The organism is Nonomuraea sp. NPDC059194 (assembly GCF_042754765.1).
In the GTDB taxonomy this organism is placed as follows: Bacteria; Actinomycetota; Actinomycetes; order Streptosporangiales; family Streptosporangiaceae; genus Nonomuraea.
This window is the reverse complement of record NZ_JBHZBH010000026.1, coordinates 1-18,300: the sequence shown is the minus strand read 5'-3', so window position 1 is coordinate 18,300 and position 18,300 is coordinate 1. Positions and strand designations below refer to the sequence as shown.

The following is an 18,300-nucleotide window of genomic DNA, read 5'->3' as shown; positions in this document are numbered from 1 at the left end:
CGGCCGCTTGCCGTGGCCCGATCGGATACCGCCTGGAGGAAGATCATGACGGACTTCGCTCTGCTCGCTGGCGAGGCCGCCCGGGACGGAATCACACAACTTGTTGCAGGGGTCGCTGTCTTCGACGGCAAGGGGCGGGTCCTCCTGCTACGTCGAGCGCCAGGCGGGGCTCTGCCGGGCTTGTGGGAGATGCCCAGTGGGCAGGTGGAAGACGGCGAGTCCGCACAGCACGCGGCAAAACGTGGACTCCAGGAGGAAACGGGCCTGGTTGATGTTGGCCTCGCAAGATGCGTAGGGCACTACGACTACACCGCTGCTCATGGCATCAGGAGCCGACAGCTGGTGTTCAATGCGCACGCCGACGTAGGTCCGGATGTAGTCCTTTCGGCCAAACACGACGACTACACCTGGCGACACGCTGACGCCCTCCCTGCCGTCAGAAAGGAAGCCCTCGACCTGATCCGCCACATCGCCCCATCGAAACCACAGCTGGACGCCGAGGAGTGGCAGCACAGCCTGCCACGCTGGCACGTCGGCGCCAACGCACTCGTCCAGGACCAGCACGGCCGGATCTTGCTGGTCCGTCCCGCACGGAGCCGCACCTTCCAACTCCCCGGCGGCCAGGTCGACGCCCATGAGACTCCCCAGGACGCCGCAGGCCGCGAACTGCGTGAGGAGACAGATTTGGATCTCCTCGTGGGGCCGCTGGTCGCGATCTCGTTCGAGCACCCGAGCCCGGGATGGGACCACCCGACCCAGATCATGCTCTTCGACCTCGGAGTCATCGATTCGACCACAGCCCGGATCACCGCCCGTGATCCCGACATCGCTGAACACCGTTGGGTTCACCCGGAGGAAGCGGAGCAATTCCTCGGCCCCGCCCGCACGGAGCGTCTGAGAGCCGGATTCCTCGGCCTACGCCAAGGTCGGCCGGCACTCGTCACCATCACGGATCCAGAAATCTGATAGGGATGACAAGCCCACTTCAGAGTTGAAGGAGTGGGACTCAAATATCCGCCCCCAGGCGGCCGATCAAGACGGCGTCGTTGGCGACCTCGACCGGCCAACTGCCTGCGAGCTAGGCTAGTCAGGGATTGCTGGAGACCTGGTGGTTGTGGCGGCGGCGCATCAGCTCCCATGGAAGAAACACTGCTGCCACGTAAACGCCGACAGCAACGCCGAGCGGCAACCGCGAGAGAAGGAGGATCAGAACCGCCCCCACACCCACGATCGCGTAGTAAACCAAATCTATCCCCCACGGAACAAACGTGAGCCGGAGGAAGAAGAACGGTATGGGCTGCCCTTGACTGCGAGTCGACGCATACCAGGGGTATGCGATATTTGCACCGACAACCACGGCGAGTCCGGCCACGAAGGCGATGGTCTGCATGCGTATCTCCCTATACATATAAGGTAATGATCGCAGGGCGGGACGTCAGTCCAGTCGTGGGGCTTTCTGATCCACATCGCGACAGCGGCGTCGATTGTAATCTCGAGCCTCACGTATTTCGAGAAGTTCTGCATCCAGTGAATCTGGCCGGGGAGGCTCGCGTCATGTCACGGGATTTCGTGACTTGATATCTAGAATCGATCTTGATAGGCGACTCCGCCGGGCAGCGCGGCCTCGACCAGCGCGAGACACCAGATCGCGTCGGCTGGGTTGGCCGCAGCGAATTCCGCTCGCATCTCCGCCAGGTTGATGATCATCTGCGGCTCGCAACGGCAACAGGGACGGCTGTCACGCACACCGGTTGATCGAGTACGTCCTGGACTCCGGTCGGGGTCTTCTGCTGGCTGCCATCGTTCTCGCGCTACCCCGCGAACACATGCGACGCATCACACCCCGGTCAGCGGGAACTCTGGCGATCTTCGGGCTGGGCCTCTACATCGGGATGTCGGGGCTGGAGAGCTGCAACTTGTCGGTGGGGTACCTGCTGTCTCTGTCCCCGTTCTACCTGCTTGCCGCCGTCATGCACGTCACTGGCGAGCGACGGACCCCCTTATGCGCAGGCGGCAGGCCGAGCGTCCACAGGCGATCAGCCGTAGCAGATCAGCGAGCAGAGCAGAGCAACGAGATCCCCGCGTTCGCCCCCCGCCGTCCGCGCGGACCTCACCCACCGCCGACGCCCTGCACTACCGCAGAGACTCTGCCGACGGACTCCACCTGCTCGGTCTGACAACATGAGAACGCTTCGGCCCTGCCCCGGAAGCGCGCGCGAAGAGCAGTGTGAACGTCTAACCCTCTACCTGATCTTCCCAGTCGGGCCATTCAAATAGACCGTCTATATCTTGAGGGTTATTCAAAAGCCCTCAAGGTCAGACGGGCGGCATTAGATCGCTCTCGCTGATGGTGTACGTCAGCAGGGGGTAGATGAAGTCCGTTTCATTGTTCTCACGGCGCCGTAGTTGGTAGAACTCGCGCCTCTGCTCATCGTCGGCCGACATGAGGCGCGCACCCTGCGGGAGGTATACATGTCCGTCGCGAAACCGAACGAGGGTCTTTGACGTTCGAAAGGTTACACCCAACCATTGGTTGTCCGCCGTCTGGACGGGCGTGTCTAATACGATTTTGTGCCTGAGTCGCCGATTCGAGTCGACAGAAAACGCGACGATACTGTTGTGGGCGAGGGGGATCTCGAACTTCTCGCCACCGGACCCCTTTGATTCGAAGATCAGCTTCCTCGGCGGGCTCGCTTCAGGATGTTGGTAGCAGGAGAAGACGGCGATAAACGACTCGTTGGCCAGATCGAGGGCTTGGTCGGAATGGCTGCCCATGGTTGTGTAAGCGTTCGTGTAGCTCTCGATGAGAGCGTTGTTGAAGCCGACCGAAAGCGCCGCACGTTCTTGAACCTGTTGCGCCAGCCGTTCGTGCACCGCCCGGAAACGCTGCGTCGGGCTGCTGTATCGAGTGGTAGTACGTACGAGAGGCACACCACCCGCCTTGTCGATCTTGGTAAGCGCGGTGCCTCGCCGGCCTTTTCCTACGTCTTCCAAACGAGCTGACGCGGACAGCTCCGCAAAGAGATTCTCCTCGGTTGGCAAGGCGCACGAGAGGATCTCATCCGAGATCCTAGACTCGGGGGGCAACGTAGTCTCCCGTGTTCATGCTGAAGAGAAATTCGTCGCCGTAATCAATGAAGGACGAGGTCCTGTTCTCCTCGGCGTACAGCCTGCGCAGCTCGTTCATGCCGGCCGGTGTGGGTGGCTCCAGCTTTACCAAATCTCCGGCGCCTTTGAGGAACGTGTGGCCGTTCTTGTGAACGGCTTCGGCGCTCGAACAGCGCACCACGTATCCCAGGCGGGTCGGGAGCAACTCGGCGTCCAACGTTGAGGGCCGGATTTCGTGCGTATACAGGCGGTTGGTGGACAGCGGCATGAAGAACACCGAGCCGGGGTAGAGAGTCAGGGTGAACTGCGGGGGGAGCGTGACCCCGTCGCGTTCTTCGGTCGGCTCCTTGAGGCGAAAGTGGAGTTTGGTCAGCCCGCTGGCACCCTTCACACCGTAGTCGAAGGCGTCTTCGGCCAGGGGCTGCAGCTTGTCGAGCCGGTCATAGAAGGTGCAGAAGGCCATGATGCCATTGACGGGCATGTCCTTGGTCTTGTCGGCATGGGCCGAGATCTTGGCCTTGGACTGCTTGCGCTCGGCCGTGGCAAGGGTGTTGTGGTAGATCTGAGCGAGGACGTGATTTAGCGGTGCCTGGTTCCGGAAGACGGCGGCGGCCTCGCGGTTCAGAGCCTCGACGATGCGCGTGTCGGTCGGGCGAAAGCTCTCGGTCGGCCCCGAGAGATTCGTGGAGCACCGGAGCAGGCGGAAATGTAGTTCGTCACCGTTTCGTGTGACGGGCGTCAGATAGATTCCGCTGCGATGGGCTGTTCCAGGCTTGGTGGACTCCGTCAGGGACTGGAACGCGTGCTCCGCACTGATCCGTCCGAAGTGATCGGCGCCGAGTCCGAAAAAGCGGCGGTAGTACACGCCGACGCCGTGTACGCGGATGGGAACTCGGCCGAGGTCGACGAGGGGCCAAGGTTTGTCGACGTCCTCGTGGTAACCGTGTGATAGCTCTCGGATAACGAATACCCGGGCAGCCGCATGCAGTTGGCGGCCGCTGATCCCGGATATATCGCCACACAGGTAGACGGTCTTCTGCGCGAGGTTGGGCGAACCAGAAGCAAGGTCCTCTGGCGTGATTGTGGACCCGAAGAAATCCCTGATCAAGTCATTATCTTGCAACATCGAAGGCGCAACCAAAGTGTTGCCCGCATCCTCGATGCAGGCTTCTGTTAGCTCTGTTGTGTACATCAAACGGTACCTGCCATTCGCAGATCTTGGTGGATTGCTCAAAACCGTGGACATGGCAACGGCCCGCACTCTTTCATTTGCGTTGTGAAGCGTAAACGAAAGGAGACGGACCGTTGAACCTTGATGCTCTCACGGGGGCTCGACAGCGGACAACGGGTTCTGCTGTACGGGCGGTGTGCGGAGCTGCTCGGCGAGGTCGTGAGGCCGGGCGGACGGCCCGCGGCGATCGGGCTGTACCAGTCGGTGATGCTGGTGGTCTGCCTGATGCGCAAGAACCTCACGCAGGAGGTCGCGGGTGCGGTCTTCGGTGTCAGCCAGTCCACGGTCAGCCGCCGCTGGGACCTGCTGAGGCCGATCATCCGGCGGGCCGTCGCGTCCTTCATCCCGCGCCCGCGGGATATCGCCGGAGCCGGAACGCTGCCAGTCGACGGCACGATCACCCCAACCTGGGACTGGAAGCACATCCCCGACCTGTACTCGGCCAAAGCCGGCTACGCCGGCATGAACGTCCAGATCGCCACCTCCATGGAAGGTCAGATCGCCGCGATCGGCCCGCCCGCCACCCGCACATGGTCGGCCACGCCTCGTTGACCAGCAGGTCGCGTTCCATTCTGGCGCGCACCACATCGGGAGACGCCAGTTCGACTCGCCAGAACCCAGGCGGGTGGAACCAGTAATCGACAGTGCGTGTCCCGAGATATCCCTCCAGCGAGTATCGTCCCTGGATCATGGAAGCCACCAACCCCCCGTCCGGACCCGAACTGCGATCATAAGCACGTGAATGTCACTCTGCCGGGCCTGCGTGCCGTCGATCACGAGTTCACCATCCCCCTCGACCACGCCGATCCAGGCGGCCCCACCATCACCGTCTTCGCCCGCGAGATCGCCGACCCCGCCCGCCCCGACCTCCCGTGGGCGCTGTTCCTTCAGGGCGGCCCCGGTGGCAGGTCGCCCAGGCTGACCGGTCCCGCGCATTTCGCCCACATCCTGAAGACCCACCGCGTCCTGCTCCTCGACCAGCGCGGCACCGGCCGCAGCACGCCTGCCGTAGCGTCCCCGTCGGCCGACCCCGACGACCTGGCCGCCTACCTCGCCCACTTCCGCGCCGACGCCATCGTCGCCGACTGTGAGCACATTCGCGCCGCTCTCGGCGTGGAGCAGTGGGAGACCTGGGGGCAGAGCTACGGCGGTTTCGTCACCCTCACCTACCTGTCACAGGCGCCGGAGGCGCTCAAGGCCTGCCACATCACCGGCGGCCTTCCGGGGCTCGACGCGAGCGCCGACGACGTCTACACCCGCACCTACGCGCGGGTGCGCGACAAGGTCACCCGCTACTACCGGGGCTTTCCCGACGACGTCGAGAAGGTGCGGCGGATCGTCGCCCACCTGGACGAGACGCGAGTGCTGCTGCCTGACGGCGACCGCCTCACCTCCAGGCGGTTCAAGACGCTCGGCATGAGGCTCGGCACCGGCGACGGCGCCGCCTCACTGCACTGGCTGCTCGACGACGCGTGGGAGGGCGCCACGGGCGCCAAAAAAGGCAAGCTGTCCGACGCCTTCCTTTACGAGGTCATGACGGCCACCGGCTTCGTCGGCAATCCGCTCTACGCCGTCCTGCACGAGCCGATCTACGCGCAGGGCGGCGCGGCCACCTCGTGGGCGGCGGCCAGGGTCATGCCGGAGGACTTCGCCGCTCCCGAGATGTTCACCGGCGAGATGATCTACCCGTGGATGTTCGACGAGATCCGCTCGCTGCGGCCGTTCAAGGAGGCGGCGGAGTGGCTCGCGTCCCGTTCCGACTGGCCCGACCTCTACGACCCGGTACGGCTGGCCGCCAACGAGGTGCCGGTGGCCGCCGTTGTGTACCACGACGACATGTACGTCGACGCCGCCCTCTCGATGGAGACGGCAGGCCGAGTGGGCAATACGCGCGCGTGGGTGACCAACGAGTTCGAGCACGACGGGTTCAGGGTCGCCGCCGACCGTGTGGTGCCGCGGCTGATGGACATGATCGCCGGCCGCAGCTAAGCGGGTGTCTCCCGCGGCGGGAGCCGTACCTCGAACCAGGCGGGCGTCTCCCGGGGCAGGGCCGTACCCGAACTAGGCGGGCGTCTCCCGCAGCGGGAGCCGTACCTCGAACCAGGTGTCGCCGGGCCGCGAGCGCACCTTCAGCTCGCCGTTGTGGCGGCCGGCCACGATCCGGTAGGAGATGTCCAGCCCGAGCCCGGTGCCCTTGCCCACGGTCTTGGTGGTGAAGAACGGCTCGAAGATGCGCTCCTTGATCTCGTCGGGCACGCCGGGGCCTGTGTCGCCGATCTCGATGATCGCCTCGTCCTCGTCGTGGGCGGTGCGGATCGTGAGCGTGCCCTCCTCGCCCATCGCGTCGAGCGAGTTGTGGATCAGGTTCGTCCACACCTGGTTGAGCTCGCCGCCGTAGGCGGGGATGGGCGGCAGCGTCCGGTCGTAGTCGGTGACCACGGTCACCCCTGGCGGGATCTTCCCTCTGAAGATCGCCACTGTGCTGTCGAGCAGTTCGTGCACGTCGATCACGCTGTACGGAGCGCGGTCCATCTGGGAGTACTGCTTGGCCGAGGCCAGCAGCGAGCTGATCCGCTCGGTGGCCTCGGTCACCTCGCCCAGCATCTGGGAGATCTCCGTGGCCTCCGCCAGCCAGCGCAGCGCCGTGCCCGCGTGCTCGTCACCCACCTTGTTCCGGATCCTGGCCAGCGTGTCGAGCGTGAACCCGGCGTTGACCAGCGACGGCGCCAGCTCCCATGCGTCGTCGACGCCCAGCTCCTCCAGCGCCTCGCCCACGGTGTCCTCGGCGTCGGAGATCTCCAGCGGGCTGCGAGGGGGAAGGGTGCCGACCGCCTGGGCGCAGGCGTCGGACATCTCGATGAGGTGCAGCAGCTTCTGCGGCGGTATCCCGTCGGCCGCCAGCCCGGCCAGTTGGACGCGTGAGGCCCTGATGAGCGTGCGCAGCTCGCTCACGGCTCTGACGGCCGCCGCCGCGGGGTTGTTCAGCTCGTGGGTGAGCCCGGCGGTGATCGTGCCGAGCGCGGTGAGCCGCTGACGCCTGTCGATGATCTCGCGGGCCGCCCGCCCGCCGTACGTCATGCCCTCCAGCAGGTGGAAGGCCATCGGGAACCACTCGGTGACGATGTGGCCGAACTTCTTGGCCGGCAGCACGAACATCCTGGACGGCGCGGTGGCGCGCAGCGAGTGCTGGTAGGTGTCGGGCGCGCGGTTGCCCAGGTAGGCCTGCACTGCCCCGGCGTAGACGCCCGGCTGGGCGGTGCGCGGCTGGGAGACGGGCCCGGCGCTGGTGTCGGTCATCATCTGCACCTCGCCCTCGATGAGGACGAAGAAGTGCTCGGACGGCTCGCCCTGGCGCAGGACGAACGCATCCCTGTCGTAGGAGCGGACCTCGCCCTTGGTGGCCAGCAGGTCGAGCTGCTCGTCGGTCAGCCGCTCGAAGAGGAACAGCTTGCGCAGTTCGTCTATGTCGATCATTGCTTCTCCAGGTAGCGGTGCACCAGGGCCACGGCCATCGCGCCCTCGCCGACGGCGGAGGCGACTCTCTTGATCGAGTCCGCGCGGACGTCACCGGCGGCGAACACGCCAGGGATGTTGGTCTCCAGGAAGTACGGCTGCCGCCGCAGCGGCCAGTTGCGCGGCCGCTCGCCGTGGGCCACCAGGTCGGGCCCGGTGAGGACGAACCCCTTGGCGTCGCGCTCCAGGCCGTCGCCCAGCCACGACGTGTACGGCTCGGCCCCGATGAAGACGAACAGCCACTGCGCGTCGGCCGACCACTCGGCGCCCTTCGTGGACAGCGTCAGCCGTTCGAGGTGGTCGTCGCCCTGGCCGCCGGTCACCTCGGTCTCGTAGTGGACCTCGATGGCCGGGATGGCCGCGATCTGCTCGATGAGGTAGTGGGACATGGACTTCTCCAAACCGTCACCCCTCACCAACAAGTGGACCTTGCTCGCGAATCCCGCCAGGTAGACGGCCGCCTGTCCGGCCGAGTTGGCCGCGCCGACGATGAACACCTCGGTGTCCTTGCACGAGGGCGCTTCGGTGAGCGCGGCGCCGTAGTAGACGCCCCTGCCGACGAAGTCGTCGAGCCCAGGAGCCTCCAGCCTGCGGTAGGTGACGCCGGTGGCCAGGATCACCGCGTGGGCGGCGATCTCCCCGCCGTCCCTGAAGCCGACGACCCTGGCCTGGCCCTTCGCCTCCAGGCTCATGACCTTGCGCGCGGACAGCAGCTCCGCGCCGAACTTCAGCGCCTGCCTGCGCGCCCTGTCGGCCAGCTGCGCGCCGGACACGCCGTCGGGAAAGCCCAGGTAGTTCTCGATCCGGGAGCTCTGCCCCGCCTGGCCGCCCGAGGCGTGCGCCTCGACCAGGACCGTGCGCAGCCCCTCCGACGCGCCGTAGACGGCGGCGCCGAGGCCGGCGGGCCCGCCGCCGACCACGATGAGGTCGTAGAAGTCGGTCGACGGCGTCGTGGACAGGCCTACGGCCGAGGCCAGCGTCGGCTGGTCGGGCGCCTGGAGCTGCTCGCCCTCCGCGGTGATCACCAGCGGGAGGTCGCAGTCGCCGCCCACGGCCGCGACCAGCTGCTGCCCCTCGGGGTCCTCGGCCAGCAGCCACTGGTAGGGCACGTGGTTGCGCGACAGGAAGTCGCGCACCTGGTAGGAGCGCGCCGACCAGCGGTCGCCCACCACCTGCAGCTCCGACCTGACCTGCCGGTCGGTACGCTGCCACGCGTCGAGCTGGCCGTCGATCACCGGGTAGAACTTCTCCTCCGGCGGGTCCCACGGCTTGAGCAGATAGTGGTCGAGGTCGACCACGTTGATCGCCTGGATGGCGGCGTCGGTGTCGGCGTAGGCGGTCAGCAGCACCCTGCGCGCGAACGGGTACATGTCCATCGCCGCTTCGAGGAACTGCACGCCGTTCATCTGCGGCATCCGGTAGTCGGCCAGGATCGCCGCCACCTCGTCGCCGCGCAGGCGCATCTCGCGGACCGCGTCCATGCCCTGCTCGGCCGTTTCGGCGCGCACGATGCGGTACTGCTGGCCGTACTTCTTCCGAAGGTCGCGGGCGATAGCCCTCGACACGCCCGGGTCGTCGTCAACCGTCACGATGACCGGCTTGTCCATGCCACGCCCTTCCCCTTTTGGTACTTACACGAAGGATGTCATGGGTTGCCGGAAGGTGGATTCTGCGGTCAGGCCACGATCCGGCTCTCCCCGCCGTCGACCAGCAGGGATACGCCGTTGACGAACGACGCCCGGTCGCTGGCCAGGAATGCGATCACGTCGCCTACCTCCTCGGGGCGGCCGATCCGCCCGAGCGGCGTGGTGCCCGTGTGGCCGAGCGAGCGCAGCCTCTCGGTGTCGATCGGGCCTGGAAGCACGTTGTTCACCAGGACGCCGTCGGCGCCGACCTCCCTGGCCAGCGTCCGCACCACGCCGGCGACCGCCGTACGGGTGGCGTTGGACAGCGCGAGACCGTCGATCACCTCGCGCACCGACCTGCTCGTCACGGTGACGATGCGCCCCCAGCCGCGCGAGCGCATGTCGGGCAGCACCGCGCGCATCAGGCGGACCGTGCCCAGCAGGTTGCGCTGCACGGCCACCTCCCAGTCGGCCAGGCTCACCTCGACGAACGTGCCCGCGGGCGGCCCGCCCGCGTTGGCGACCAGGATGTCGATCGGCCCCAGCACCTCGCGCGTCTCGGCCACCACCCGCTCGGCTGCCGCGTGGTCCTCCACGTCGGCCAGGACGGCGTGCACCAGGTGCCCGAACTCCTGCAGCTCCACCACCGCGTCGGCGAGCCGCTCGGGGCTGCGCGCGCACACGCACACGTCGCACCCCTCCCGCGCCAGCGCCTTGGCGGCGGCCAGCCCGATGCCCGCGCTGCCACCGGTGACCAGTGCGACCTTGCCCGCGATGCCGAGATCCATGAGAGCGAGACTACCGAGCGCGCGCTGCCGGTCACCGGGGGAACGCGCGGAGCTTGTCGGGGTTCAGCATCACGTAGATGCCGTGGACCAGGCCGTCGCGGAAGTCGAGGCAGGCCACCTGAACACGGCCCTCGGCCATGAAACTGAGCGCGGGAGCGCCGTTGACGTCGACGACCCTGGCCTCCCCGAACGTGTACTTCCTGGCGAGCCCGGACAGGAAGGCGAGCACCCTGTCGCGGCCGTGGACCGGGTTGAGCGCGGCCCTGACCCTGCCGCCGCCGTCGGTCCAGGCGACCACGTCCTCGCTGAGCATCGAGGTGAACGCCGCCAGGTCGCCGCCCTGCGCGGCGTCGAGGAAGCGCAGCAGCAGCCTGGAGTGCTCCTCGGCGCTCGGCTGGAAGCGGTCCCTGCCGTCGGCCAGCCGTACGGAGGCTCGGTGGTGCATCTGCCGGCAGTTGACCAGGCTCGCGCCGACGATCTCGGCGATCTCCTCGTAGGGCAGGTCGAACGCCTCCCTGAGCACGAACACCGCCCGTTCGGGCGGCGAGAGCCGCTCCATCAGGTGCAGGGTGGCGTACGACAGGGTGTCGCGCAGCTCGGCCGTGTCGAGCGGCCCCACCTCGCCGGTCGGGACGGGCTCGGGCAGCCAGGGGCCGGTGTAGGCCTCCCGCTTGACCCTGGCGGACCTGAGCTGGTCGAGCGCCAGGCGGGACACGACGGTGACCAGGAAGGCGCGCGGCTCGGCGACCTTGGCCTGGTCGGTGCCGCTCCAGCGCAGCCACGCCTCCTGGACGACGTCCTCGGCGTCCCACATGCTGCCGAGCAGACGGTAGGCCAGCCCGAGCAGCATGGGACGGTAGGTCTGGAAATCCACGGTTCGTATCATGTCGCGCCGTTCCGTCACTCGGCATCGTCGAGGAAGGACGCGTGCCTGGGACGCCAGTTGAGCCGCAGCCGCGCCCTGCTGTTGTCGGCGCCGCGCAACCTGGTCATGTACGCCACCCCGAATTCCCCCACCGCCAGCCGCGCCGCGAAGGCGGGAACGCGTTTGGGCGCGGGGGCGCCGATCTTACGCGCGAAGGCGGGCAGCCAGTCACTGAGCGCCATCGGGGTGTCGTCGACCACGTTGAGCGCACCGGTGACGTTCCGATCGAGGGCGGCCACGACGGCCGTCGCCGCGTCATGCGCGTGGGTGAAGGAGAACACCGAACCGCCGCCGCCGACGATCGGCATCTTCCCGGCCAGCACCGCCTGGGTGGTCGAACCGTCCTGGTCGTAGATCGAGCCGGGCCCGGTGAGGTGGCCGTAACGCAGCACCAGACCGCCCGCCTCCATGGTCATGCGCTCCAGGTCCACCAGCGCCCGCATGTTCGGGGTGAACTGCCTGGGCGCCTCCAGCCACAGCGGCGCGTCCTCGTCGGCCAGGCCCTCGCCGGGCGCGTACGCGAAGGCGACGCTCTGCGCGATGTGCCTGGCGTCGGGGGCGGCGGCGATGAGGTTGCGGGTGCCCTCGGTGCGCAGCCGGTTGGTCGGCTCGAAGTCCTGGGCGATCCTGCGCGGGTTCAGGGTCTTCGGGATGGCGGTGAGCATGTTGACGACGACGTCGGGGGCGGCCCGCCGTACCGCCTCGACGGTGGCGGCGCGGTCGAGCATGTCGGGCCCGCCCGTGGACCTGGACATCGCGGTCACCTCGTGACCGACGGCGGTGAGCAGCGGCACCAGCTGCCGCCCGATGACTCCGGATGCTCCTGCTACGAGAACTCTCACGATGACTGGACGGGGCGGGCACGCGCGCTGTGACAGTGAACCGGATCACACCGGCCGCAGGTCGAACACCGGCCCGGTGGCGCGGAGCATCTCGCAGTGGTTGGCGAAGGTCCTCCAGTAGGAGATCCCTCTGCCCGCCCACTGCCCCCTCAACGAGACCCGGTACGGCTGGTACTCCCTGGTGCAGGCGCCAACCTCGCCCGGATAGCGCGACATGTCGCCTTCGACGCTTTCCAGTAGCGCGCAGGAGGCGGCGGGCCGCGGATGGGCGCCGCCGTCGGGGGCGCAGGTCAGGCTCACCGCCCGCGACCGGGCGTCGGGAACGACGACCTGGATCATGAAGTACGCCTCGGACTCGGCTGAGACGGTGGTCGCGGGCGTGGACAGGAAAGCCGCGGTCGCCAGGGCCGCGATCTTGATGATTCTCATGCGAAGGATCGTGCCCTGCGCCGGGTCAGCGAATGGCCATGGCTTTTCCAGGGTCACTCGTGATGAAGTTGTGACGTGGCGAGAAATCTGATTCTTTCAGGAGGCCTGTTCCACGACTTCGACGCCACGTCGGCGGCCCTCGCGGAGGTGCTGGCCGACGTCGGGGTGGAGTCCGAGATCACCGATGACATCGCGGGAGCGCTCGGCGAGCCGTCGGAGTACCAGCTCATCACCGTCAACGCGCTGCGCAGGCAGGACAAGGGCTTCACGCTGCCGGCGCAGGCCCGCACCACGCTGCTCGACCACCTGGAGCAGGGCGGCGGCCTGCTGTGCATGCACGCCGCCGCGATCTGCTTCGACGACTGGCAGGGCTGGCCGCGCGTCCTCGGCGGCCGCTGGGTGCGGGGCACCTCCCACCACCCGCAGCTGGGCTGGACGACCGTCCGGGTCCTCGGCGGCCACCCGATCGTCGAGGGGCTGCGGGACTTCGACCTGGTGGACGAGATCTACAGCGACCTGGAGGTGCTGCCCGACGTGCGGCCGCTGGCCTCCGCGCAGGGCCAGCCCATGCTCTGGGCCCGTCCGGTACGGCGGGGCCGCGTCGTCTACGACGCCCTCGGACACGACACCCGCGCCTACGACAACGAGGTGCATCGCGCGCTGCTCAAGCGGGCGGCGCTCTGGCTGCTCAAACGTCCTCTGGTGCTGGGGGACTGACCTTCAGCTTGCGGGCCGACTCCGACTCCTGCGCCAGGCGGCGCAGCGAGTCGAACGCCCTGCCGTACAGGACGGTGCCGAGCACCAGCGCCTCCACGGCGGCGTCACGCGGGCCGTCCAGCGGGATGGTGTCGATCTCGACCTCGGTGACGAGCTGGTGCGCGGCTTTGGCGTAGGGGGTCAGGTCGGTTTCCAGACCGAGCTGGCGGAGCTTGACGAGGGTCTGGGCGAGCTCGTCGCGGCCGGGGGCGCTCCCTGAGACGTGCCAGCCGAGGTCGTCGATCATGCGGTCGGCCTGCGCGCGGGCCGCCGTCCACTCCTCGCCCTCGCCGGCCTCGACGGCGGGACTGATCGCGTAGTGGGCGGTGCCGAGCATGAAGTGCACGGGCAGGCTCTCGTCGTCGACCGCCTCGATGACCTTCTTGATCGAGGTGATCGGCAGGCGGCCGACCTCCAGCAGCGCCCTGATCAGCCGGAGCCTTCGCAGGTGCGACTCGTCGTACTCCGCGCGGGTGGCCGCCACCTGCTCGCCTTGGTGGAGGAGGCCTTCTCGCAGGTAGTACTTGATGGTGGCGATGGCGACGCCGGACTCGGCGCTGAGCTGGGACATGCGCATAATTGGATAGTACTACTACCCAATGCTGCTTGGGGCTTGGCCATCTCGGCGGGCTCAGCCGGACCTGCGGGCGCACGGGAACGATGCCCCGCTCCAGCATCTCCCAATCCTCAGCCGACCGGCCATGGGGTGGCGAGTTACCCGAACAAACGCTTGCCCAAGGCCGGGCACCGCACTACCGTGACGGGCGGGCGATCTCCCGCCCACCTCGCCACCCACACCCCCTGCCACCCGGACCCCACCTCCCACCCGCACCACCGCTCGCCACCGGCCCCACCGCCCACGGCCCCCCCTCACCCCGTAGCTCGGGAGGAGCATGCGCGCCACCATCGCCGGGATCGGAATGACCCCCCTCACCCGCGCCTCCGGTAGAACAGAACTGGAGTTGGCGGTCGAGGCGTCCCAGCTCGCCTGCGCCGACGCGGGCCTGGACCCCCGAGAGATCGACGCCGTCCTGAGCTACCACCTCAACGACTCCGCACCCGTCATCCACGTCGCCAGAGCACTCCGGATCGACAGGCTCGGCTGGCACAACGACATCTCAGGCGGCGGCACCCAGGCCGCCTCCATCCTCGGCGACGCGGCGATGCTCATCGAGGCAGGTCTCGCGCGCAACGTGCTCATCTACCGCGCCCTCAACGGCCGCTCCGGCAAGCGCATGAACACCGTCTCGACGGGTCCCCAGGAGCGTTTCACGATCCCGTACGGCATGGCGGGCCCCATCCCGATGTTCGCGATGGCCGCCACCCGGTACCTGTACGACACGGGGCTCATCCCCGAGCACCTCCACGCCGTCGTCGCGCAGTCCCGAGAGAACGCCGCCACCAACGAGCGAGCGTTGCGCCGCGACCCGCTTCCGCTCGACGAGTACCTGCAGAAGCCTTTTGTATGCAGTCCCCTGCGTACAGTCGACTGTTGTCAGGAGACCGACGGCGCCTGCGCGCTGGTGGTAAGCCGCTCCCTGCCAGGCCCCAGAATCCACGCTGTAGCGCGGGGTGGTGGGCCGGGATGCTCGACGATGGACCGCTCGCCGGACGTCACGTCCATCTTCTCGTCGCAGGTAGCCCCCATACTGTGGACCGTATCCCGTATGCAGCCGACCGACGTCCAGGTGGCGTTGCTCTACGACGCGTACTCGTGGCTGATCCCGCGCCAACTGGAGGACTTCGGGCTGGTCCCGCGAGCCGACCTCGGCGCATACCTGCTGGCGAGGGGACACGCGCGGGTCAACCCCCACGGCGGACTGCTGTCGGAGGGCTACGTCCACGGGCTCAACAACGTCGCCCAGGCCGTACGCGAGGTGCGGGCGGGCGCCGAGGTCGCACTGGTGACAGGCTTCGGCGGCTCGTACGGCAGCGCCGCCCTCCTCACCGCCTGACGGAAGCCGCCAGGACTGCCTGTCTGGCAGGAAACCAACCCCAGGTTCCCGGCTTGGCCGCGACGAGTGCCGAACCGGGGCCGCGCCCAGGGAGGGATCCGCAGGGCGTCTCGCCCTGGCCTTTCCCGTGCGGGGGGCCAGAGGACTACCCGTGCGAGGGGGCCGAGGACCTATTCGTGCGAGGGGCTGACAAGAATCCGCCCAGCTGCTGACCTGCGACGACTCCATGGCCGCCACGGCCGGGGGCGACACCGGCGAGGCGGGGCTGGTCTACGGCTTCGGTCACACCTCTGCGGCTTCGGCATCTCGTCGTGCGTCGACGCGGCCGTCACCCCGCTACCTCGTCGAGCTGACCCAGCCCGGCGCGAACGCCCTGATCGCAGCCGCTCAGGCCAGGGTTTGAAATGCTGGGTCGACTTCCGACATGGAGAGGGTGTCCGACATCCCCGACCAAGGAGGCCGACCATGGGGACCGCCCGTGGCTGACCACAGGAGGGCCAGGTTCGAGGCCGTCTACGCCGGAACCTACGAACAGATCCTCGGCTACGCCGTACGCCGTTGCCCCTCGCCCGACGACGCCGCTGACGTGGTCGCGGAGACCTTCGCCATCGCCTGGCGCAAGATCGACCAGCTGCCGCAGGGCGCGGAGGCCCGCCTGTGGCTGTACGGCGTGGCCCGCAACGTGCTGGCCAACCACCGCAGAAGCACCACCAGGCACCATGCCCGCACGGTCGAGCTCGACGCCGACCTGGCGGACCTCTACGCCAGCACGCCCGACTCCACGGTGGAGTTCGGTGCCATAGCCCGAGCCTTCCAGGACCTTCAGGACGACGACCGCGAACTCCTCGGCCTGGTCGCGTGGGAGGGCCTGGAACGCGGCGAGATAGCCGCCGTGCTCGGCTGCTCGCGCAACGCCGTACGGATCAGGCTGCATCGAGCACGCAAGCGTTTCGCCCGCGCGCTGCAGGCGGCGGGCATCCCGGTCAATCAGCTCGTTCTCGTGGGGAGGCAGCAGTGAAGAACATCGAGGAGCAGGTCGGCGTCCTGGCCAGGGTCAGGGACGAGGAACTGGCGGGGCGGGGGTCCGGCGCGGGGGCGCGGACCCTGCTGGAGTCGATCATGGCAGCCGGGCAGGTACACGAGCCCGCGGTACGGCGCGGCCCGGCCCGTCCGGTGCGCAGGCTGGCGGTGGCCGCGGTGGCGGTGTCGGCGCTGGCCGCGGCCGCGGTGATCGGCCCGGGGCTGATCGAGGGCGGCAAGGGGGTGGCCACCTCCTACGCCAACTCCGCCATCGAGATCGAGCGGCGCGGCGACCTGTGGGTGGCCAGGGTCAAGGACCCGTACGCCGACCACGCCCTGTACGGCGAGGCGTTCAAGGCGGTGGGCCTGGACGTCAGCCTCAACCTGCTGCCGGCGTCGCCGAGCGGCGTCGGCAACGTCGTGCGGATGGGCTTCAGCGGGAAGACCACCCCGAGCAAGGGCGGCCTCGGCGGCGGCGTCGAGCCGGACGGCTGCGAGCTGGGCTCGCCGGGGTGCTCGCTGGCGGTCACCGTGGCGGTGGACTTCACGGGCACGGGAGTGATCTCCCTCGGTCGTCCCGCCAAGCCCGGTGAGCGATACGAGAACGCGGCCTCGGCCACCGAGAAGGGCGAGTCGCTGCACGGCGTCAAGGTGGACGAGCGCACGGTCGGCGAGGTACGGCGGGCCGCCGCCGAGCGCGGGGTCAAGACGGTGATCTGGATGATCGAGCCCAACGAGGGCGGCGGATTCGGCTACAACCCTAACAGGCAGCCCGAGAAGGTCGGCGACGACTGGATCGTGTGGGACGCCGAGGTGCTGGCGCCCGACGCGGTCAAGCTGCTGGTGACGGAGAAGCGGCTGGCCAAGAACCCGGTCTACGGCGGCCCCAGACCGCCCAGGCGCGACTAGCCGCCGCAGCGGGAGCGGCCGACGCGGCGCCGCCGCTCCCGCCCCGTCCGCCGCCACCGTGACGCCGTCGCCCACGTCGCGACAGGCTGCTGACCGGCGCATGCGGGTCAGGTCAGCGGCGCGCTGAGGCGTCGGCCGTCCAGTCCATGTGTGGTGACTCCGTCGCGGCCCGTCATCGTATCCGCGGCGACGAGGGCGTTCACGATGGTTTCCTCGGTGGCTTTCTCGGTGGCTTCGACGACGGCGTCGAACAGCGGGGTGATGTGGGCGTCGGCCAGCATGACGACGACGATCGATCCCTCGCCCTGCTGCGGCGCTCCCCGTAGCTCGGGCGGCTCGGGCACGGGCACCTGCTCGCGCCCCAGGAGTCGGCCGAGACGGTCAACTCGTACCAGTCAGGGTTGAGGTCGCGCCGGTCATGGCCGAACACCTCGCACTGTACGGCCAGCTCGAACAGCGGGCAGTCATCCAGCACCGGCACGACGACACGGACACGAGCCATGGCGTAAATCTAAGAGCCTGCTGACAAAGAGACTGGTCGGCGCTGTTGTTCGATGTGGACGTTGATGATGGTCAGCGGTGCTCGCCGCAGGAGGCGGCGAAGTAGCGACCAGAAAGGGTCGTGCATGACGGCGCGGTTGACGTGGCCGGTGAATTCCTTGCGCAGGTAGAGCGAGGAGACGCCCCTTGAGCCAGTCAACGAGCCTGGAGAGCGCGACCTTTGGCGGGTAGGGGATGAGAGGGTGGATGCGGTCGTCTTTTCCGTTGAATTCGCGCAGTTCGGCCTCGAAGCTGTCGCACAGCTCGACCATGATCTTTTCGCAGCGGCGCAGCCTCTCGTCATTGGACACGTTCCGCCGATACGTGGTCACGAACACCAGATGGACATGCATCACGGAATCCACGTGCCTGCCGTTCCGGTATTCGTCTGACGGTGTCATAGGCCAGTTGATAGCTTGTTCGAGTTCTGGGGCGCCCGTGTCGCGAGGGGGTGGTGTTCGGTGAAGCTGCGCTACAACTACCGGCTGTACCCGGACGCGCCCCAGCGGGAGCTGCTGGCGCGGACGTTCGGATGTGTGCGCGGTGTGGAACGACGCGCTCGCACGGCGCAAAGCCGCGTGGAAGGCCGACCGGACCCGGATCAGCGGCACGGAGTTGCAGAAGATCTGCATCACCGCCGCGAAACGGACCGCCGAGCG

At 67.9% G+C, this 18,300-nt stretch carries 21 protein-coding genes; 8 read left to right on the top strand and 13 right to left on the bottom strand.

Features of this window, described 5'->3' with window-relative positions; translation table 11 throughout:
- Nucleotides 1–45 precede the first annotated feature (45 nt).
- Nucleotides 46–966, top strand: coding sequence for an NUDIX hydrolase (locus ACFXJ8_RS28145; protein ID WP_379646980.1), 921 nt, complete (start codon nucleotides 46–48; stop codon nucleotides 964–966).
- A gap of 121 nt (nucleotides 967–1,087) precedes the next feature.
- Here ACFXJ8_RS28145 and ACFXJ8_RS28140 read toward each other — a convergent pair whose 3' ends face one another.
- From ACFXJ8_RS28140 to ACFXJ8_RS28125, 4 genes are all read right to left on the bottom strand, one after another.
- Nucleotides 1,088–1,390: a hypothetical protein gene (locus ACFXJ8_RS28140; RefSeq protein WP_379646979.1), complete on the bottom strand. Its 303-nt coding sequence runs from the start codon at nucleotides 1,388–1,390 to the stop codon at nucleotides 1,088–1,090.
- Nucleotides 1,391–1,581: 191 nt separating this feature from the next.
- The gene (locus ACFXJ8_RS28135; protein ID WP_379646978.1) at nucleotides 1,582–1,707 is read right to left on the bottom strand and encodes a hypothetical protein; all 126 of its coding nucleotides are present in this window, start codon (nucleotides 1,705–1,707) and stop codon (nucleotides 1,582–1,584) included.
- A 609-nt stretch (nucleotides 1,708–2,316) separates the two neighbouring features.
- On the bottom strand, nucleotides 2,317–3,042 hold the full coding sequence (locus tag ACFXJ8_RS28130) for a hypothetical protein (RefSeq protein WP_379646977.1): 726 nt from the start codon (nucleotides 3,040–3,042) through the stop codon (nucleotides 2,317–2,319).
- 28 nt (nucleotides 3,043–3,070) lie between these two features.
- Entirely contained in the window at nucleotides 3,071–4,300 is a 1,230-nt protein-coding gene (locus ACFXJ8_RS28125) for a hypothetical protein (RefSeq protein ID WP_379646976.1), read from the bottom strand.
- A gap of 123 nt (nucleotides 4,301–4,423) precedes the next feature.
- Here ACFXJ8_RS28125 and ACFXJ8_RS28120 point away from each other — a divergent pair, with 123 nt between their 5' ends.
- Complete coding sequence (locus tag ACFXJ8_RS28120) at nucleotides 4,424–4,891, top strand: transposase family protein (RefSeq protein ID WP_379647083.1); 468 nt, start codon at nucleotides 4,424–4,426, stop codon at nucleotides 4,889–4,891.
- A gap of 186 nt (nucleotides 4,892–5,077) precedes the next feature.
- Nucleotides 5,078–6,328 carry an alpha/beta fold hydrolase gene (locus ACFXJ8_RS28115; RefSeq protein ID WP_379646975.1) on the top strand — a complete coding sequence of 417 codons (1,251 nt, stop codon included), beginning with the start codon at nucleotides 5,078–5,080 and terminating at the stop codon, nucleotides 6,326–6,328.
- Nucleotides 6,329–6,400: 72 nt separating this feature from the next.
- Here ACFXJ8_RS28115 and ACFXJ8_RS28110 read toward each other — a convergent pair whose 3' ends face one another.
- The 6 genes from ACFXJ8_RS28110 to ACFXJ8_RS28085 form a co-directional block, all read right to left on the bottom strand.
- Complete coding sequence (locus ACFXJ8_RS28110; RefSeq protein ID WP_379646974.1) at nucleotides 6,401–7,813, bottom strand: ATP-binding protein; 1,413 nt, start codon at nucleotides 7,811–7,813, stop codon at nucleotides 6,401–6,403.
- Nucleotides 7,810–9,459, bottom strand: a complete 1,650-nt coding sequence (locus ACFXJ8_RS28105) for an FAD-dependent oxidoreductase (RefSeq protein ID WP_379646973.1) — start codon at nucleotides 9,457–9,459, stop codon at nucleotides 7,810–7,812. Before ACFXJ8_RS28105 ends, ACFXJ8_RS28110 begins: the two co-directional genes overlap by 4 nt.
- 68 nt (nucleotides 9,460–9,527) lie before the next feature.
- A complete protein-coding gene (locus ACFXJ8_RS28100) occupies nucleotides 9,528–10,265 on the bottom strand; it encodes an SDR family oxidoreductase (RefSeq protein WP_379646972.1) in 738 nt (245 codons plus the stop codon).
- Nucleotides 10,266–10,296: 31 nt separating this feature from the next.
- The gene (locus ACFXJ8_RS28095; RefSeq protein ID WP_379646971.1) at nucleotides 10,297–11,139 is read right to left on the bottom strand and encodes an RNA polymerase sigma-70 factor; all 843 of its coding nucleotides are present in this window, start codon (nucleotides 11,137–11,139) and stop codon (nucleotides 10,297–10,299) included.
- Nucleotides 11,140–11,165: 26 nt separating this feature from the next.
- Nucleotides 11,166–12,032: an NAD-dependent epimerase/dehydratase family protein gene (locus tag ACFXJ8_RS28090; protein ID WP_379646970.1), complete on the bottom strand. Its 867-nt coding sequence runs from the start codon at nucleotides 12,030–12,032 to the stop codon at nucleotides 11,166–11,168.
- 45 nt (nucleotides 12,033–12,077) lie between these two features.
- Entirely contained in the window at nucleotides 12,078–12,461 is a 384-nt protein-coding gene (locus ACFXJ8_RS28085) for an SSI family serine proteinase inhibitor (RefSeq protein WP_379646969.1), read from the bottom strand.
- 75 nt (nucleotides 12,462–12,536) lie between these two features.
- On the opposite strand from ACFXJ8_RS28085, the gene ACFXJ8_RS28080 reads away from it, so the two are divergent.
- A complete protein-coding gene (locus ACFXJ8_RS28080; RefSeq protein WP_379646968.1) occupies nucleotides 12,537–13,178 on the top strand; it encodes a ThuA domain-containing protein in 642 nt (213 codons plus the stop codon).
- Here ACFXJ8_RS28080 and ACFXJ8_RS28075 read toward each other — a convergent pair.
- Complete coding sequence (locus ACFXJ8_RS28075) at nucleotides 13,150–13,794, bottom strand: MerR family transcriptional regulator (RefSeq protein ID WP_379646967.1); 645 nt, start codon at nucleotides 13,792–13,794, stop codon at nucleotides 13,150–13,152. The two genes, ACFXJ8_RS28080 and ACFXJ8_RS28075, sit on opposite strands and share 29 nt — an antisense overlap.
- A 316-nt stretch (nucleotides 13,795–14,110) precedes the next feature.
- Between ACFXJ8_RS28075 and ACFXJ8_RS28070 the strand changes: the two genes are divergently transcribed.
- The 3 genes from ACFXJ8_RS28070 (at nucleotide 14,111) to ACFXJ8_RS28060 (ending at nucleotide 17,101) form a co-directional block, all read left to right on the top strand.
- Nucleotides 14,111–15,172 (top strand): acetyl-CoA acetyltransferase, encoded by a 1,062-nt coding sequence (locus ACFXJ8_RS28070; RefSeq protein ID WP_379646966.1) that lies wholly within the window; start codon nucleotides 14,111–14,113, stop codon nucleotides 15,170–15,172.
- Nucleotides 15,173–15,650: 478 nt separating this feature from the next.
- Nucleotides 15,651–16,190, top strand: a complete 540-nt coding sequence (locus tag ACFXJ8_RS28065) for an RNA polymerase sigma factor (protein ID WP_379646965.1) — start codon at nucleotides 15,651–15,653, stop codon at nucleotides 16,188–16,190.
- Nucleotides 16,187–17,101 (top strand): hypothetical protein, encoded by a 915-nt coding sequence (locus ACFXJ8_RS28060; protein WP_379646964.1) that lies wholly within the window; start codon nucleotides 16,187–16,189, stop codon nucleotides 17,099–17,101. Before ACFXJ8_RS28065 ends, ACFXJ8_RS28060 begins: the two co-directional genes overlap by 4 nt.
- Nucleotides 17,102–17,208: 107 nt before the next feature.
- Here the strand turns inward: ACFXJ8_RS28060 and ACFXJ8_RS28055 are convergent, their stop codons facing one another.
- On the bottom strand, nucleotides 17,209–17,445 hold the full coding sequence (locus tag ACFXJ8_RS28055) for a P1 family peptidase (protein WP_379646963.1): 237 nt from the start codon (nucleotides 17,443–17,445) through the stop codon (nucleotides 17,209–17,211).
- A gap of 120 nt (nucleotides 17,446–17,565) precedes the next feature.
- Nucleotides 17,566–17,994 carry an IS200/IS605 family transposase gene (gene tnpA / locus ACFXJ8_RS28050; protein WP_379647082.1) on the bottom strand — a complete coding sequence of 143 codons (429 nt, stop codon included), beginning with the start codon at nucleotides 17,992–17,994 and terminating at the stop codon, nucleotides 17,566–17,568.
- A 108-nt stretch (nucleotides 17,995–18,102) separates the two neighbouring features.
- On the opposite strand from tnpA, the gene ACFXJ8_RS28045 reads away from it, so the two are divergent.
- The coding region (locus ACFXJ8_RS28045; RefSeq protein ID WP_379646962.1) for a helix-turn-helix domain-containing protein at nucleotides 18,103–18,300 on the top strand (198 nt) is incomplete at its 3' end.